This window comes from Anaerobacillus sp. ABD4_527 (genome assembly GCF_056160805.1).
The window spans coordinates 1,069,627-1,086,051 of the sequence record NZ_JBSWXZ010000001.1 but is presented as its reverse complement, the minus strand read 5'-3'; the positions used below and the strand labels follow the sequence as shown (position 1 = coordinate 1,086,051).

Annotated in this window: 14 protein-coding genes and 7 tRNA genes; 19 read left to right on the top strand and 2 right to left on the bottom strand. The window is 39.4% G+C overall.

Annotation, left to right across the window (positions count from 1 at the left end):
- The first annotated feature begins 39 nt into the window (after positions 1-39).
- Positions 40-693, top strand: a complete 654-nt coding sequence (locus ACXAHI_RS05760) for an NfeD family protein (RefSeq protein WP_474846605.1) — start codon at positions 40-42, stop codon at positions 691-693.
- 45 nt (positions 694-738) lie between these two features.
- Here the strand turns inward: ACXAHI_RS05760 and ACXAHI_RS05755 are convergent, their stop codons facing one another.
- Complete coding sequence (locus ACXAHI_RS05755) at positions 739-1,512, bottom strand: DUF1189 domain-containing protein (protein ID WP_474846603.1); 774 nt, start codon at positions 1,510-1,512, stop codon at positions 739-741.
- 222 nt (positions 1,513-1,734) lie between these two features.
- Between ACXAHI_RS05755 and ACXAHI_RS05750 the strand changes: the two genes are divergently transcribed.
- From ACXAHI_RS05750 to ACXAHI_RS05705, 10 genes are all read left to right on the top strand, one after another.
- Entirely contained in the window at positions 1,735-3,363 is a 1,629-nt protein-coding gene (locus ACXAHI_RS05750) for a Na/Pi cotransporter family protein (RefSeq protein WP_474846601.1), read from the top strand.
- A gap of 69 nt (positions 3,364-3,432) precedes the next feature.
- The gene (locus ACXAHI_RS05745) at positions 3,433-3,915 is read left to right on the top strand and encodes a DUF456 domain-containing protein (protein WP_474846599.1); all 483 of its coding nucleotides are present in this window, start codon (positions 3,433-3,435) and stop codon (positions 3,913-3,915) included.
- Between the two features lie 134 nt (positions 3,916-4,049).
- Positions 4,050-4,124 (top strand) — tRNA-Asn (locus ACXAHI_RS05740).
- A 3-nt stretch (positions 4,125-4,127) separates the two neighbouring features.
- Positions 4,128-4,204, top strand: a tRNA-Met gene (locus tag ACXAHI_RS05735).
- Positions 4,205-4,222: 18 nt separating this feature from the next.
- A tRNA-His gene (locus ACXAHI_RS05730) sits at positions 4,223-4,298 on the top strand.
- An 8-nt stretch (positions 4,299-4,306) separates the two neighbouring features.
- Positions 4,307-4,383, top strand: a tRNA-Ile gene (locus tag ACXAHI_RS05725).
- Positions 4,384-4,388: 5 nt separating this feature from the next.
- Positions 4,389-4,481 (top strand) — tRNA-Ser (locus tag ACXAHI_RS05720).
- Positions 4,482-4,673: 192 nt separating this feature from the next.
- Positions 4,674-4,750: transfer RNA gene (locus ACXAHI_RS05715), tRNA-Met, on the top strand.
- A gap of 128 nt (positions 4,751-4,878) precedes the next feature.
- A tRNA-Phe gene (locus tag ACXAHI_RS05710) sits at positions 4,879-4,954 on the top strand.
- 208 nt (positions 4,955-5,162) lie between these two features.
- Positions 5,163-5,774: a superoxide dismutase gene (locus tag ACXAHI_RS05705; RefSeq protein WP_270179293.1), complete on the top strand. Its 612-nt coding sequence runs from the start codon at positions 5,163-5,165 to the stop codon at positions 5,772-5,774.
- A 36-nt stretch (positions 5,775-5,810) separates the two neighbouring features.
- Here the strand turns inward: ACXAHI_RS05705 and ACXAHI_RS05700 are convergent, their stop codons facing one another.
- Positions 5,811-6,089: a hypothetical protein gene (locus ACXAHI_RS05700; RefSeq protein WP_474846597.1), complete on the bottom strand. Its 279-nt coding sequence runs from the start codon at positions 6,087-6,089 to the stop codon at positions 5,811-5,813.
- A 100-nt stretch (positions 6,090-6,189) separates the two neighbouring features.
- On the opposite strand from ACXAHI_RS05700, the gene ACXAHI_RS05695 reads away from it, so the two are divergent.
- The 8 genes from ACXAHI_RS05695 (at position 6,190) to ACXAHI_RS05660 (ending at position 16,349) form a co-directional block, all read left to right on the top strand.
- Positions 6,190-7,437 (top strand): MFS transporter, encoded by a 1,248-nt coding sequence (locus tag ACXAHI_RS05695; protein WP_474846595.1) that lies wholly within the window; start codon positions 6,190-6,192, stop codon positions 7,435-7,437.
- A 108-nt stretch (positions 7,438-7,545) separates the two neighbouring features.
- Positions 7,546-9,576, top strand: coding sequence for a peptidoglycan D,D-transpeptidase FtsI family protein (locus tag ACXAHI_RS05690; RefSeq protein WP_474846593.1), 2,031 nt, complete (start codon positions 7,546-7,548; stop codon positions 9,574-9,576).
- A 261-nt stretch (positions 9,577-9,837) separates the two neighbouring features.
- Entirely contained in the window at positions 9,838-10,806 is a 969-nt protein-coding gene (locus ACXAHI_RS05685; RefSeq protein WP_474811110.1) for a PstS family phosphate ABC transporter substrate-binding protein, read from the top strand.
- 102 nt (positions 10,807-10,908) lie between these two features.
- Positions 10,909-11,820, top strand: coding sequence for a phosphate ABC transporter permease subunit PstC (pstC, locus tag ACXAHI_RS05680; RefSeq protein WP_474814753.1), 912 nt, complete (start codon positions 10,909-10,911; stop codon positions 11,818-11,820).
- Entirely contained in the window at positions 11,820-12,698 is an 879-nt protein-coding gene (gene pstA, locus ACXAHI_RS05675) for a phosphate ABC transporter permease PstA (protein WP_270179287.1), read from the top strand. The genes pstC and pstA overlap by 1 nt, the downstream gene beginning before the upstream one ends.
- 54 nt (positions 12,699-12,752) lie before the next feature.
- Entirely contained in the window at positions 12,753-13,568 is an 816-nt protein-coding gene (gene pstB / locus ACXAHI_RS05670; RefSeq protein WP_442865119.1) for a phosphate ABC transporter ATP-binding protein PstB, read from the top strand.
- 21 nt (positions 13,569-13,589) lie between these two features.
- The gene (gene phoU / locus ACXAHI_RS05665) at positions 13,590-14,249 is read left to right on the top strand and encodes a phosphate signaling complex protein PhoU (protein WP_270179286.1); all 660 of its coding nucleotides are present in this window, start codon (positions 13,590-13,592) and stop codon (positions 14,247-14,249) included.
- A gap of 117 nt (positions 14,250-14,366) precedes the next feature.
- Positions 14,367-16,349 (top strand): glycoside hydrolase family 15 protein, encoded by a 1,983-nt coding sequence (locus tag ACXAHI_RS05660; protein WP_474811113.1) that lies wholly within the window; start codon positions 14,367-14,369, stop codon positions 16,347-16,349.
- Positions 16,350-16,425: the final 76 nt, after the last annotated feature.

The window sequence follows — 16,425 nt, the reverse complement described above, 5'->3', positions numbered from 1 at the left end:
GTATATAGGAAAGAGGAATAAATAGGGAGGCGGTTTTGGATGGATATTTTAGCTGTACCTGCGATTGGATTCATCGTCGTCTTATTAGGGGTCTTATTCTTATTCGGTGAAATTCTAGTGCGCACAAAAGGGATTTTTGGACTGATTGGGTTATTGATTTTAACGCTTTATTTCAGTTTCCACCTTACGTCGACAGTTTCAATCCTCTGGATGGGACTGGTCTTTGCAGTAGGTCTTGGTTTGGTGGTGCTCGATGGAAAGTTACTAAACGATGGTACGTTTGGATTAATCGGTATCCTTATCATGATTACTGCAGTCGCGTTACCTTCACCTTCTTTCATTTACGGACTTCTCGTATCTAGTGGTTTTCTATTAGGAGCAGCTGCATCATTCTTATTCTTGAAGGTATTTACTGCGAGGAAGATGTGGACGAAAATGACCTTAAAAGATCGATTAAGTGGTGATATGGGTTATAACTCGATGAATAATGAATACAAAGACCTGGTAGGTCATACAGCAAAAGCGATCACACCATTTAGGCCAAGTGGAACGATCGAAGTGAATAATAAGAAGTATAGCGCTATTTCAGTTGGAAGATGGATTGATGAAGGTACCATCGTAACGATTACAGATGTGGATGGAACAAGAATTCTGATAGAAGAAAAAGTAGCTGATGAAACTCAGCAAGTGTAAAAAAATCCCCCCGGTACACCGGGAGGATTTTTTTAGTTCTAATGATTATTCTTGCCTCTTTTTGGGGAGTGGAATTTCTTTCAGTACCATATACAATAGCAAGATCGCTACGAACCAGTATACTAAAAAGCCAAATGGAACTTGGGTACGTAACAGGCTCATAATAGTGAAAAATAACGTTGGAATGGTTACAGAATAGGCAGAGAGTATCCAAAGCTGTTTATAGGAAACTCTTCTCTTGGTCATATTTTTTAAGGTCAAACCAATTGTAGCAAGGGCCGTCACACCTATAAATTTAAGACCGGTTTGTAAAAGATACACGACGAAAATGACAAGCGGTATAAAGATAGGGAGCAAATCATCGAGTGTTTGTGAAAGTTCAATCACATCGCTTTTTGTAAAACTCATCGTACTGAAGTTACTATAATCAAATTCCTGTAATGTACCAGAGTCTTTAATCATTATTCTGTCTCCTAAAAATGCGATGACAGTCTTATATCCTTCTACATCATCAGGTTTTGTTTCACCAGTAGCGTCAAAGATAAATGTTTCTCCGTCTTCCTTCGTGATATACGGCTCATCTTGATCAGCAGATAACGTTCCATCTACAAGTTTAAATTCAGGAACATCACTTATATGGGATTTCAATTCATCGTAAGCATTCGTAAATGTAACGGTGGTTAGAATTCCAACTGGTACGGATGCAAGAAGCATTAAAAGAAAAACATATAAGATCGGTTTGCCAAGCTTTTGAAAACGAAAGCGCGCCATCATCTTTGGAGAATAAAGGCTGTAAAATAATTGTTTAAATATGTTCAAATTCAAATCTCCTTCCATTGATTACACAAACCCATAAACTAGTTTAGCTTATATTCCACTTAGGGAACAATAAACTCGGTTAAAGTTTTTCATTCCCTTTGTGAATAAATCATTACAAAATCTATATTTAGTCTTTACAAAAGATAGGGTGATGTAGATAATAGACAAGGGACTTTGTTGAGTATTGTCGAAAAAAATAAAATGGTGCAAGGGGTTGAAATGATGGAACTCAACGTTCAGGAGATGATCTTTCAGTTTGTGGGAGGTCTAGGTATTTTCCTGTTTGGACTTAAGTATATGGGTGATGGCCTTCAAAGATCAGCGGGCGATCGATTAAGAGATATATTAGATCGCTTCACAACGAACCCATTCATGGGTGTATTAGCAGGTATAGTCGTTACGATCTTGTTACAAACCAGTTCAGGCACTACAGTTCTTACAGTAGGACTAGTAAATGCAGGGTTTATGACTCTTAAACAGGCTATCGGAGTTATAATGGGAGCCAATATAGGAACAACTGTAACAGCATTCATAATTGGTATACCTATCAAAGATTACGCACTACCTATCCTATTTATTGGTGCAGCATTGATCTTCTTTGTTAAAAACAAAAAGATAACGTATCTTGGACAGATCATCTTTGGTTTTGGTGGTTTATTCTATGGTTTAGAACTGATGAGTAACGGTATGAAACCTTTAAGAACGCTTCAGGTATTCCAAGATCTTACGGTTAGTATGAGTGAAAACCCAATATTGGGAGTAGTCATCGGTACCGTATTTACTGTCATCGTACAGAGTTCAAGTGCTACGATTGGCGTTCTGCAAAGTTTATTCTCTCAGGATGCAATGTCCCTACAAGCTGCTATGCCAGTTCTATTCGGAGATAACATAGGAACGACAGTAACTGCTGTTTTAGCATCGATTGGTGCCTCAGTTGCAGCAAGAAGAGCAGCACTTACACACGTTATATTTAACTTAATTGGTACTACAGTGTTCTTGATTATATTATCACTGTACACACCTTTCATTGCATATATCCAAAATGCACTTAATTTAAATGCAGAAATGACTATTGCATTTGCACACGGTATTTTTAATGTTTCTAATACAATTATTCAGTTCCCATTCATTGCATTACTTGCTGTATTAGTAACAAAAATTATTCCTGGTGATGATACTGCGATCGAGTATAAGCCAAAGCACCTTGATCCGGTATTTATCGAACGTTCTCCATCTGTCGCGCTTGGACAAGCAAAAGAAGAAGTTATTCGTATGAGCGAATTTGCTTATAAAGGTGTAAAAGAAGCTTCGAAGTATGTCACTTCAAAAGAGCAAAAGAGTGCAGAGAAAACTGCTCAATATGAAGATGCGATCAATAACTTAGACACAAAGATCACAGATTATTTAATTCAGTTATCTGCAACCTCTCTTTCAGCTGAGGAATCAACTCGACATGGTATGTTGATGGACTCGGTTCGTGATATTGAGCGAGTTGGAGATCATATGGAAAATATCGTCGAGCTGGTTGATTATCAGATCAGTAACAAAGTGAAGATGACGGATGTAGCTATGAAAGATCTTGATCAGATGTTTGAGCTTACGCTAACGACTCTTCACCAAGCATTTGATGCATTGGATAATTGGGATGTTGAGAAGGCTCGTGATGTCGTGAAATTAGAAGATAAAATTGATAAAATGGAAAGATCTCTTCGTAAGCAGCATATCTTGAGGTTGAACGAAGGCGAATGTACAGGAAGTGCAGGGATCGTCTTTGTAGATATGATCAGTAACCTAGAACGTATTGGTGATCACGCTGTTAATATTGCTGAAGCAGTTATCGGAGAAGAGTGATAAAAAGTCGGGGCTAATCTAGCCCTGACTTTTTTTATTCTATATAATAGAAGAAAAAGGGGGGGCACCATGGATATCTTATTCTGGGTACTCGTAATAGCATCGTTTGTAGTGGCGTTTGTAGGACTAATCTATCCAATTATTCCATCGGTTCTTTTTATTTACATAGGATATATTGTGTACGGTGTATTTTTCGAATTTAGTTCAATGACAGTTTCTTTCTGGATTATTCAAATTCTATTTACCGCGTTACTATTTCTTGCTGATTATGCTAGCAACTTATTTGGGGTCAAAAAATATGGGGGATCAAAAGCCGCCATATGGGGAAGTACAATTGGCTTATTGGTTGGACCATTCGTTATACCGTTTCTTGGAATTATTCTTGGTCCTTTCATTGGAGCAGTTGCAGCAGAGTTAATCTTTCATCGAAAACCATTAAGAGAGTCTATTAACGTAGGAGTCGGATCTTTACTTGGTTTTCTTGGGGGAGCGTTAATGAAAGGTGCTATCCAAGCAATAATGATTGTTATCTTTCTTGTATATGTTCTATAGTAATCTTGATGAAGGGACAAAACCATGCTATAGTAATTTCATCGCTGATTTTTCAGCAATGAAAATTATATTACAAAAGTTATTGACTTCTTTTTAATCTCTATGGTATAGTTATTCTTGTCGTTAAGAGATATTCCACAGTAGCTCAGTGGTAGAGCTATCGGCTGTTAACCGATCGGTCGTAGGTTCGAATCCTACCTGTGGAGCCATATGGCGGTGTAGCTCAGCTGGCTAGAGCGTACGGTTCATACCCGTGAGGTCGGGGGTTCGATCCCCTCCGCCGCTACCATATTAACTTAACACAATGGCGATTGTGGCGAAGTGGTTAACGCACCGGATTGTGGTTCCGGCATTCGTGGGTTCGATTCCCATCAGTCGCCCCATTTAAATTGGACCCTTAGCTCAGCTGGTTAGAGCTGACGGCTCATAACCGTCCGGTCGCAGGTTCGAGTCCTGCAGGGTCCACCATACGCGGAGGAATACCCAAGTCTGGCTGAAGGGATCGGTCTTGAAAACCGACAGGGGCTTAACGGCCCGCGGGGGTTCGAATCCCTCTTCCTCCGCCATCTTTCTTCTAAGTATGGAAGTAGCAAGAACAAAATTTAAATTTTCATATCGTCGCGGGATGGAGCAACGAGCGAAACTTCATAGAAACACAGCGAGTTGTTTCGACGGATACGCATCGTAGCAATCCTTGCAGAGGAAGAAACAGTGCACAGCATATAGAAGCAAGTACGAAATTCATTCATTCATATCGTCGCGGGATGGAGCAGTTCGGTAGCTCGTCGGGCTCATAATCCGAAGGTCGCAGGTTCAAATCCTGCTCCCGCAACCAATTTAAAAAAATTAACTACGTCGAATAATCTTCTTCGTTAATTTTTAATCGTAGTCCCTTTAGGGGCAACCTAAACTCACAATTTGAGTTCACTCTTTCAAACATAATAGTACATAAGAAAAAAACATGGCTCTGTAGCTCAGTCGGTAGAGCAGTGGACTGAAAATCCACGTGTCGGCGGTTCGATTCCGTCCGGAGCCACCATATTAACATCGATTCACCACCTTGTAGGTGGTTTTTTTATGTTTACGATTCTATATGTGTGGAATTATAAAAGTGGTGACAACATCACGATGTTAAACATTTGAAAACAGAGGATAAATCTGCTACTGTAAAAATGTGATACATTGTGATCACGACTTGTGACGCAATAGTCACAAGGGTTACATACTTTTAAAGGAGGAGATTTACAATGGCTAAATTTGAACTACCACAACTACCTTACGATTTTAACGCTCTAGAGCCACATATCGACGAAGAAACAATGAAGATCCACCACGGCAAACACCACAATGCTTATGTTACAAAGCTAAACGGTGCACTTGAGGGTCATGAAAACTTAGCTGACAAAAGCCTTGAAGATCTTCTTGGCAACCTGGATGCTGTACCTGAAGGAATTCGTACTGCAGTAAGAAACAATGGTGGCGGACATGCTAACCACACACTTTTCTGGCAAGTACTTAGTCCAAACGGTGGCGGCGAACCATCAGGTGACTTGAGCGAAGCAATCAAAAAGAAATTCGGAAGCTTTGAGAGCTTCAAAGACGAGTTCGCTAGTGCTGCTGCAGGACGCTTTGGTTCTGGCTGGGCATGGCTTATCGTTAAAGGTGGAGAACTAGAAATTACTAGTACTCCTAACCAAGACACTCCGGTAATGGAAGGCATTACTCCAATTCTTGGTCTTGACGTTTGGGAGCATGCTTATTATCTTAAGTATCAAAACAAGCGCCCAGATTACATCAGTGCATTCTGGAATGTTGTTAACTGGGATGAAGTAGCTAAGCGTTACGAAGCTGCAAAATAATAGCCAAAACCCCGACAGAATTGTCGGGGCTTTTTTTTATGGTTCTATTTTTGTATAGACGCTTCCTAGATGTTCTAAGAGATAATCAATAACAAGGTCTGTAATCGCACAACCATCATTGAAATCGTACTTGCTATAGGAAAAAATTTGATTTTCCCTGATCGATATGAAGAATGTAGGCAGCGTTAATGAATTTTTTTCTTCATTATATGTATGTGGCTGCTCAAGTTTTTTAGCAAAAGAAATCAGTTGTGATAAAAGAGTATTCTTAATTTGATGAGAAATGACGTCCCCTGTATAGATAAAATAATACATCGAACTCTCCTTTCAAAAACATCTTACCCATTTCTAATCTTTCGCATAAGGAGACAGAATTAATACAAAATAAGGGAGGAGGAAAAAAGGGGAGTTTGCCATGAAAGTACTTAAACACGTAATGGGTGATATAGCTGTTACAAAAGATCTACTCTTATTATTAACGATCGGCGGATTGTATGCTTTGAGCATTGCTCTTTCAAATACGTTTGTAAACGTTTATTTATGGAAACAAACAGGTGAATTTGCAGATATTGCGATTTACAACCTTTCAGTTGTCATCAGTCAACCGCTTACATTTATTTTAGCTGGACGATGGGCTAAAAAGATGGATCGAGTGATTGTATTGAGAATCGGCGTAATCTTTTTGGCGCTATTTTATATTACGGTTTTACTACTAGGGCAAAATGCTGGCCAGTTACTCGTCTTATTGGGAGCACTGCTTGGAATTGGGTTTGGGTTTTATTGGCTTGCGTTTAATGTATTAACATTTGAAATAACTGAGCCTGATACGAGAGATTTTTTTAATGGTTTTCTAGGACTTCTAACTTCTTTTGCTGGAATGATCGGTCCTATTTTCGCAGGAGTAGTCATTTCAAGTCTTGAATCATACACGGGGTACAAAATTATATTTGGAGTCTCACTGCTGCTTTTCTCAGCGGCGGTTATCTTGAGTTTTTTCTTAAAGAGGCGATCGGCGAAAGGCAACTTTTCATTCATGCGAGTTTTCAACGAACGTAAATCGAACAGCGATTGGCTAAATGTTCTTCATGCTCACTTCTTCCAAGGGTTAAGAGAGGGAACATTTATTTTTGTCATTGCTGTTCTCGTATTTATTACGACTGGCAGTGAGCTTGCGATAGGAACATTTGGTTTGGTGAATTCCGCTGTTTCGTTCCTGGTTTATTACCTTGCGACAAGATTAATAAAACCACGTTTTCGTATAAAAGCAATTCTATATGCAGGAATTATGCTATATGTCTCAGTGGTTATTCTTTTATTTGAATTAACGTTCTCGCGCTTGTTGCTTTACGGCATTTGTATTTCTATCGCTTATCCCGTTTTGTTTGTTCCATATGTATCACTAACATACGATGTGATCGGAAAAGCTTGGAATGCTGCGGAAATGAGGATTGAGTACATTGTAGTAAGAGAAGTGTATTTAAACTTTGGAAGGGTTGTATCAATCACAGTGTTTCTAATAGCGATCTCGATTTCAAACGATGTTCAAATCGTACCTACACTATTGATGATCCTAGGAATTGGTCATTCCATTATTTTCTTCTTCTACAGAAAACTCAAGATTGTTAGGACTTTTAGTGAAAAGTCGGTAGAGCCAGTTCAATAGCTCATTATACCCTTTACAATTGGTGTATCACTAAGTATAGTAAATAAATATGGGATAGGGCACCTGTACTCTACAGGTGCCTAATTGTGTGTTGAAAGGAAGAATAACGTGAATCCTAATAGAAAGAAAAAGAACCACGTGCCGATAAGGTTAAATATATTATTCTTGTCCGTTTTTATTTTATTTTCAGTTCTTGTATTGCGTCTTGGTGTCATTCAAATTGTGGACGGTGAAGAATATGAACGGGTATCAGAGCAGACTGAAAATGTAACGGCAGAATCAAGTGCCCCTAGAGGAAAGATGTATGACCGTTACGGAAGAGTTCTTGTAGATAATAATCCCGAGTTCGCTCTTACGTACATAAGAACACAAAATACGAATCAATCAGAACGGTTAGATCTTGCAACAAAACTCGCCGAACTAATCGAGAAAGATTCTGAAGAAGTTACAGATCGGGATTTAAAGGATTATTGGATCGTGACTCGCCCAGAAGAAGCAAAACAGAAGCTCTCAGAACAAGAGTGGGAGAATTTAGATTCAACAGAGGCTTACAAGCTCCAAATAGAGCGTATCGATGATAAAGATTTAGCTGAAATAAAAGGTGATGAGACTGAACTAGAAGTAGCAGCCATAAAGAGAGCGATGGATAATGGGTACGCTCTTTCTTCTCAAACGATTAAGATGGGGTTAACGGAAGATGAGATCGCACGCATTAGTGAAAACCTCGGTGAATTACCTGGAGTTGATATTCAAGCTGACGCGACAAGGGAATATCCATATGGTGAGACGCTTCAAACAATCTTTGGAAATGTAGGACACATTCCTCGTGAAAGCCTTACTTACTACAGAATTAGAGATTATGATAGGAATGACCAAGTAGGTATTAGCTATCTTGAGAAGCAATATGAAGAATTTCTCAAAGGACAAAAAGAAAAACAAAAGTTTGTGACGGATAAATCCGGTGAGCCGATTGGTGAGCCAGAAGTAATAGAGGGACAACGGGGAAATGATCTTGTTTTATCGATCGATATCGATCTACAACAACAAGTAGAGGAAATTTTAGAAGAAGAATTACGTGATGCCAGAAAATATGGTGCGACTAGAGGGTATGTTGTGATGATGGACCCTGCTACTGGCGAAGTTTTATCAATAGCAGGTAAAGCTTATAATAATGGGAAGTATACGGGCAGAACCTTTGGTGTGATCGGAGATTCATATGCGATGGGCTCTACGATTAAGGGAGCTACAGTATTAGCTGGGTATCAATATGATGTCATTAATCCCAACGATATGCTAGTAGATGAGGTGCTTCGATTTTCGAATGGTCAAACCAAAGCTTCTTATACCTCTAGAGCGATGGGCAGAATATCGGATTTAGTGGCAATACAAAAGTCTTCAAACGTCTATATGTTTAAAATCGCAATGATGATGGCAGGGTATGACTACGAACCTAATAAGAGGAGTAGCTATAATCCTGAAGCGTACAATCAAATGAGAGAAGCATTCTCTCAATTTGGATTAGGTGTTCCAACTGGAATCGATCTCCCTGGTGAAAGTGCAGGTCTTAATGGAGGAATTGGGGTGTTCGGTAATTTACTTGATTTGTCGATCGGACAGTATGATACGTATACGCCAATGCAAATGGCGCAATACGTTTCTACGATTGCAAATGGAGGCTATCGCATTAAACCTCATCTATTAAAAGAAGTACATGAACCATCAGAAAGCGATACACTGTCCAATACTGTCCTTTTTCAACATACTCCTGAAGTATTGAATAAAGTAAAAATGAGCAAAGATGAAGTAGAACACATTCAAAGGGGAATGTGGATGGTTATGAATACGAAAGAAGGAACTGCAGGAACGAATTATAACTTCTTTCAGAGTGATGACTATGTTGCAGCTGGAAAGACAGGAACGGCTCAGATCGGAGAGGATTACAATTTGACCCTTGTAGGATTTGCTCCTTATAACGATCCTGAGGTTGCCTTTTCTGTTGTCATACCGGAAGTAAACGATTCGAGCTCTGGCTTTGTTAATAAGAAAATAGGCGGAAGAATATTAGATGCCTATTTCGACCTCAAAAACAAGGCGAAAGTACCTAGTGGAAGTGAAATTGAAAATAAGGATAAAGAATGAGATAAAAAACCGCAGAAATGCGGTTTTTTCTTTTTGGTTTGGGAAGAGTAAGGATTAATCAGGTCTAAAGTCCTGCGATTTCGACAACAATTCACAATTATATGCAAGAAAATCAGCATTTCTACAAGCATTTACACTATCTTTACAATCGGTTTATATGCAATTAATAAACAAGCTGTATTCTTGTAATTGTGGTTGAGAGGTCAGTAGCAGTCCTAATGACCCATACAAAAAAACACATCCATTTAGGGGGAAAAACACATGAAGTTTAAAGGCATCGCACTAATGCTAGTAATGTCATTGATTTTGGTTTTCGCAGCAGCTTGTGGAAACAACTCAGAAAACGCAGGAAACAACGCTGGCGGTGAGTCTGGAAACGGAGAAGAAGTATCAGGAGAAGTAATGGTTGACGGATCTTCTACTGTATTCCCGATCTTTGAAGCTCTAGCTGAAGAATATGCAGCTGCTCAACCTAAGGTTCAAGTTAGTGTAGGTGTTTCCGGTTCTGGCGGTGGATTTGAAAAATTCTCTAACGGTGAGACTGACATGAGTAACGCATCTCGTCCGATCAAAGAAGAGGAAGTCGCTGCACTAGAAGAAGCTGGAATTGAATTTACTGAATTCGAAGTTGCAAAAGATGGACTTTCTATCGTTGTAAACGCTGAGAATGATTGGGTAGATCAGCTTACAATTGAAGATCTCAAGAAAATCTGGACTGGCGAAGTTTCAATGTGGAGTGAAATCAACTCTGAATGGCCTGAAGAAAAGATCGAACTATTTAGCCCAGGTACTGACTCTGGTACGTATGACTATTTCAATGAAGTTGTTCTAGAAGAAGAGCAAATGAATAAAGAAGCTACACTTTCTGAAGATGACAACGTTCTTGTTAACGGTGTAACTGGTTCTAAAAACGGTATGGCATTCTTCGGATATGCTTACTACCTTGAAAACAAAGATAATCTAAATGTTGTTCCAATTGTAAATGGTGAAGGCGAAGCAATTGAGCCAAACGCTGAAACAATTCAAGATGGAACGTACGAGCCACTTTCTCGTCCACTATTCACTTATGTTAAGCATTCTGCTGTAAAAGACAATCCTGCAGTATATGACTTCAATAAGTTTATGATTGAAAATGCTGGTGAGATGGCTGAAGCTGTTGGTTATGTAGCTCTACCTGATGAGAAGTATACAGAAGCTATGGATAAGCTTAACGAGATCGCTGGAAAATAATGAATTGAAAACAGTTTGGTGAGGAGTGAACTTACTCCTCACTTTAACCTGTTTTGCTCTAGTGTGAGGGGGAGTACTATTATGGAAAGATCAATTCGTCAGATGATTAAAGATAGAAAAGATAAGCAAAAAACAAGATTAAATTTTATGGAGAAATTGGTTCCTGGTTTATTGCTTGTATGTGCTATTCTTTCAGTTCTAACGACGCTAGGAATCGTGTTTACACTTATTGTTGAAACCATTACGTTCTTTAGCCGCGTTTCAATAGTGGAGTTCTTTACAAATAAAGATTGGTATCCTTTCTTTGAAGGAGATCCTGACTATGGTATTTGGCCGCTTATTTCAGGAACTCTTATGATTACAGTTATTGCTATGCTTGTAGCAATCCCATTCGGATTAGCTGCTGCCATTTATTTGAGTGAATATGCAAGTGATCGTGTAAGACGATTTATTAAACCGATATTGGAAGTACTAGCAGGAATTCCAACGATTGTTTACGGATTCTTTGCGCTAACATTTGTAACTCCGGTATTGCAGAACGTTATTCCTAATCTTCCTGTATTTAATGCTTTGAGCCCAGGAATTGTGGTTGGGATTATGATCATACCAATGGTCGCTTCCCTATCTGAGGATGCTATGAGTTCTGTCCCAAATGCAATTAGAGAAGGTGCTCTCGGACTAGGTGCAACTCGTTTTGAAGTTGCGGTGAAAGTCGTTCTACCTGCAGCTCTCTCTGGTATCATCGCTTCATTTGTTCTAGCTATTTCAAGAGCGATCGGAGAAACAATGATCGTAACGGTAGCTGGTGGTGCTACACCTAAGCTAACAATGGACGTAACCGAGTCGATTCAAACGATGACTTCGTATATCGTTCAGGTGAGTCTTGGAGATGCTGGATTTGGTACAACGATCTACTATAGTATCTATGCAGTAGGGATGACGCTGTTCTTATTCACTCTGATCATGAACCTCATCGCTCAATATATTTCTCGAAGATTCAGGGAGGAATACTAATGCAATTAATCGATCAATCAAAAGTTAAAAGTAAAATGCAAACGAGGTTGATGAAGAACAACGTACTAAAAGGAGTCTTTTTTGGGGCTACTATGTTCGCCCTTGTTGTTCTCGTTATCCTCCTTTATCGGATATTCACTCAAGGAATTGGGTATTTAGACTTGGAATTCTTTCAAAACTTCGCATCACGTTTCCCTGAAAAAGCAGGAATAAAGGCTGCATTTTATGGGTCACTGTGGGTAATGGGAGTCATTGCACCTGTTTCATTAATTCTAGGAGTTGGAACAGCGATTTACCTTGAAGAATACGCAAAGAAAAACCGATTTACAACGTTCATTCAATTGAACATTTCAAATCTTGCGGGTGTGCCATCTATTGTATTTGGTTTACTCGGTCTAACTGTATTCGTTCGTATGCTTGAGATGGGACGTAGTGTTCTTGCCGGTGGGTTAACGATGAGCTTATTGATCTTGCCGATCATCGTTGTAGCTTCACAGGAATCCGTTCGTTCTGTGCCGAAAGAATTAAGGGAAGCATCTTACGCAATGGGAGCGACGAAGTGGCAAACCATTCGCAGAGTCGTACTACCAGCAGCAATTCCAGGAATCTTGACTGGGGGAATCTTGGCACTATCAAGAGCTATTGGTGAAACAGCACCACTCCTAATGATTGGAGCTCTTACGTTCGTTGCCTATTTACCTGAGAACCTTCTTTCTGGTTTTACTGTTATGCCGATTCAGATCTTTAACTGGACAAGTCGTCCACAAACTGAATTCCATGACGTAGCGGCAGCTGGAATTATCGTTTTACTCGCTATGCTTTTAATCATGAATTCTATCGCAGTGTTAATTCGTAATAAATTTTCAAAACGTTTATAAGAAAAGTCGTGCTCTACTCATCAACATGAAAAGGGGAATGTTATCATGAAAACAATTATGGATGAAAAAAAGATCCAAAAACCTCAACGTGCTGAAGCTGAACAAAAAGCAGATGGTCAATCAGTATACAAAATTGAGAATTTCAACTTATGGTATGGGAAAGATCAAGCGTTAACGGATATTAACTTTGAAATTCCTGAACATAAGGTCACTGCAATTATCGGACCTTCAGGTTGCGGAAAGTCTACATTTATCAAAGCCCTAAACAGAATGGTTGAAATGGTGCCGATCGTAAAAATGTCTGGTGATATTAAATACCGTGACAATAATATCTTCGATAGCAAATATAAAGTTGAAGATCTTCGTACAAAAGTAGGAATGGTGTTCCAGAAGCCAAACCCATTCCCGAAATCTATCTATGAGAATGTGGTATACGGCCCTAAAATCCACGGAATCAAGAATAAAAAAGTACTCGATGAAATCGTAGAGAAAAGCTTAAAAGGCGCAGCTCTATGGGAAGAAGTGAAAGATCGATTGAATGAAAATGCATACGGTCTTTCGGGTGGACAGCAACAGCGTCTTTGTATTGCACGCTGTCTTGCAATCGAACCAGATGTCATCTTGATGGATGAGCCAACATCCGCACTTGATCCGATCTCTACACTTAAAGTTGAGGAACTCGTTCAAGAATTGAAGAAAGAATTCAGTATCATCATCGTTACGCATAACATGCAGCAGGCAGCTCGAATCTCCGATAAAACAGCCTTTTTCCTTAATGGTGAAGTGGTTGAATTCTCTGATACGAACAAGCTGTTTTCTAATCCATCAGATAAGCGTACAGAAGACTATATTACTGGCCGTTTCGGTTAAAAATTTCGGGGGTGACTGTTTATGGTAGTTAGAGAAAATTTCCAAGAACAATTAGATGAAATCAAAGCTCAACTGTTAGAGCTAGGTTCTCTTGCTCAGCTCGCTGTTGACGAATCAATTAAAGCATTGAAAAACCAGGATGTAGAGAAAGCTCTTGAAATCATCGATAATGATCACGAAATTAATGAACTCGAAGAAGAGATCAACGAAAAAGTAATCTGGCTTATTGCAAAAGAGCAACCACTTGCTTCAGACTTACGTCGTTTGATTTCAGCGCTTAAAATTTCTACTGATGTTGAAAGAGTAGGCGATCTGGCTGTTAACATCGCGAAGTCGATCATCCGAATCGGTGATAAACCTTTCGTAAAGCCAATCGAAGAGATACCTGCTCTTGCTGAAAAAGCAAACAACATGCTAAGAGAAGTATTGTCATCCTTCTATGAAGAAGATGTGAATCAAGCGAAAGCTGTTGCGGATGCTGATGACGAAATCGATACGATGTATGGTCGATTGGTAAAAGAACTACTCGAACTCATGACAAAATACCCTGATAGTATTAGTCAGATTCAGCAACTCGCATTTATCTGTCGTTACATTGAGAGAATTGGTGATCACTGCACGAATATCTCTGAAAGTGTGATTTATGTTGTAAAAGGTAAACGATACGATTTGAACGCTTAATATGTAAGCCGTCTTCCTATATAGGAAGGCGGCTTTTTTTATGTTTATCTCTCGTACAAGTAATCTCTCGAAGGTTTGTGAAATACACTAAAATAGATGTGGACGAGGAGGGACAAGATGCCTAGACACTTAGTGATTGGAAACGGACAGCTTTTGATCAATATGGATCAGTTCTTGCAGATCAGAGATATCTATTACCCTTATGTAGGTCAGCAAAATCATGTTCAAGGACATGCAAACAGGATTGGGGTATGGGTAGATGGGAATTTTTCGTGGTTACATTCATCCGAATGGGAAATAAACCCTGATTATGACGAAGATACTCTTGTTACTTACAGTTCAGCATACCATCCTCATCTTGGATTGAAATTGATATTTGAAGAAGGTGTCCATCAGAGGGAAATGTTGATGATACGTAAGATCACGATTCAAAACTTAGAAGAAAAAGAAAAGGAAGTCCGTTTGTTCTTTCATCAAGACTTAAACATATATGAAACTGAAGTAGGAGACACGGCTTACTTTTGTCCAGACACTAAATCCATTATTCATTACAAGCGGTATCGATATTTCTTGTTTAATGGAGAGGTGGATGGTGGAGGTATCGAGCAATATACAACAGGGGTCAAACGATTTCAATCTGCAGAAGGTACGTGGCGCGATGCAGAAGATGGTCACCTCCATGTGAATCCGATCGCACAAGGATCTGTTGATAGCACATTTTCGCTTGAAACGAAAATTGCTGCTAACTCTGAAACGACTGCCTATTATTGGATGACAGTCGGCAGAACGAAGGAAGAAGTTAACAACCTACATGCGTATGTGAGTGAAATCGGAACTCGTTTAACGGTTGAAAAAATCCGAATGTATTGGAACAGGTGGGTAAACAAATCAGTTATTCCTGAATCTGATCTTAGTCCTCATCTACTATCTCTATATAAGAGAAGTCTTCTTATCGTTCGTACTCAAACTAACCAGAACGGAACGATCATCGCTGCTAATGATTCTGATATCCTTCATTATAATCGCGATCACTACAGCTATATGTGGCCGAGAGATGGGGCATTGATAGCCGCTTCATTATCTAAAGCAGGTTATCACGGCATGGTCTCAAACTTTTATAGATGTTGTGCTGAGCTGTTGTCCGTTGATGGCTACCTTCATCATAAGTATAATCCAGATGGATCGGTTGGTTCGAGCTGGCACCCTTATATCGATCGAAAAGGATCTCCGCAGCTTCCTATTCAAGAAGATGAGACGGCTCTTGTTCTTTGGGCCTTTTGGGAGCATTATCAATCAACGGGAGATATCGAGTTTGCTCAATCACTTTATAAATATCTTATTCGGCCTGGTGCTAGATTTCTGCTCGATTATATGGATGAATCGCTCAGTTTACCTCACCCTTCCTACGATCTATGGGAAGAGCGTCTAGGTGTGTTTAGTTTCACTGCAGCAGCAACGTATGGTGGGTTAATGGCCGCATATTCATTTGCGACACTATTTGGTGAAGACGATCGTGCAGAGAGTTATTTTGCAGGTGCAGAGAAAATTAAAAAAGGAATCGAAAAACATTTTTACGATGAAGACCGCTCGTGTTTTATTAGGGGGATTTATACAAATAGTGAAACAGGTGAGATAACGAAAGATTATACGATCGAGAGTAGTGTATTTGGATTATTTGCATTTGGAGTACTACCGCCAGATGATCCGAGGATTGTTAGAACAATGGAATTAATAGAAGAGCGCCTTTCTGTAAAAACATCCGTCGGTGGAATAGCTCGCTACGTAAGCGATTATTACTTTCAACAATCACAAAACGTAGAAGAGGTACCGGGAAACCCTTGGATCATTTGCACATTATGGATGGCGAAGTGGAAAATCGCAAAAGCAAATTCGGTCGAGGAGTTAGCCCAAGCAAAGGTACACCTTGAATGGGCACACCAGCACTCCTTATCAAGTGGCATACTGCCTGAACAAGTCAATCCCTATACAGGAAAGCCGCTCTCGGTTGCTCCGCTTACGTGGTCACACGCTACGTATGTTGATGTAGTCAAGGATTATATAGAAAAATATAAAGTTCTCTCAGCACTAAAAACAACTTGATAGAACCATATTTGTTTGTTATCATAATAAAGTATGTTGTTAAATGAACAGTTTGATAGGATTTGGAGGGATATTC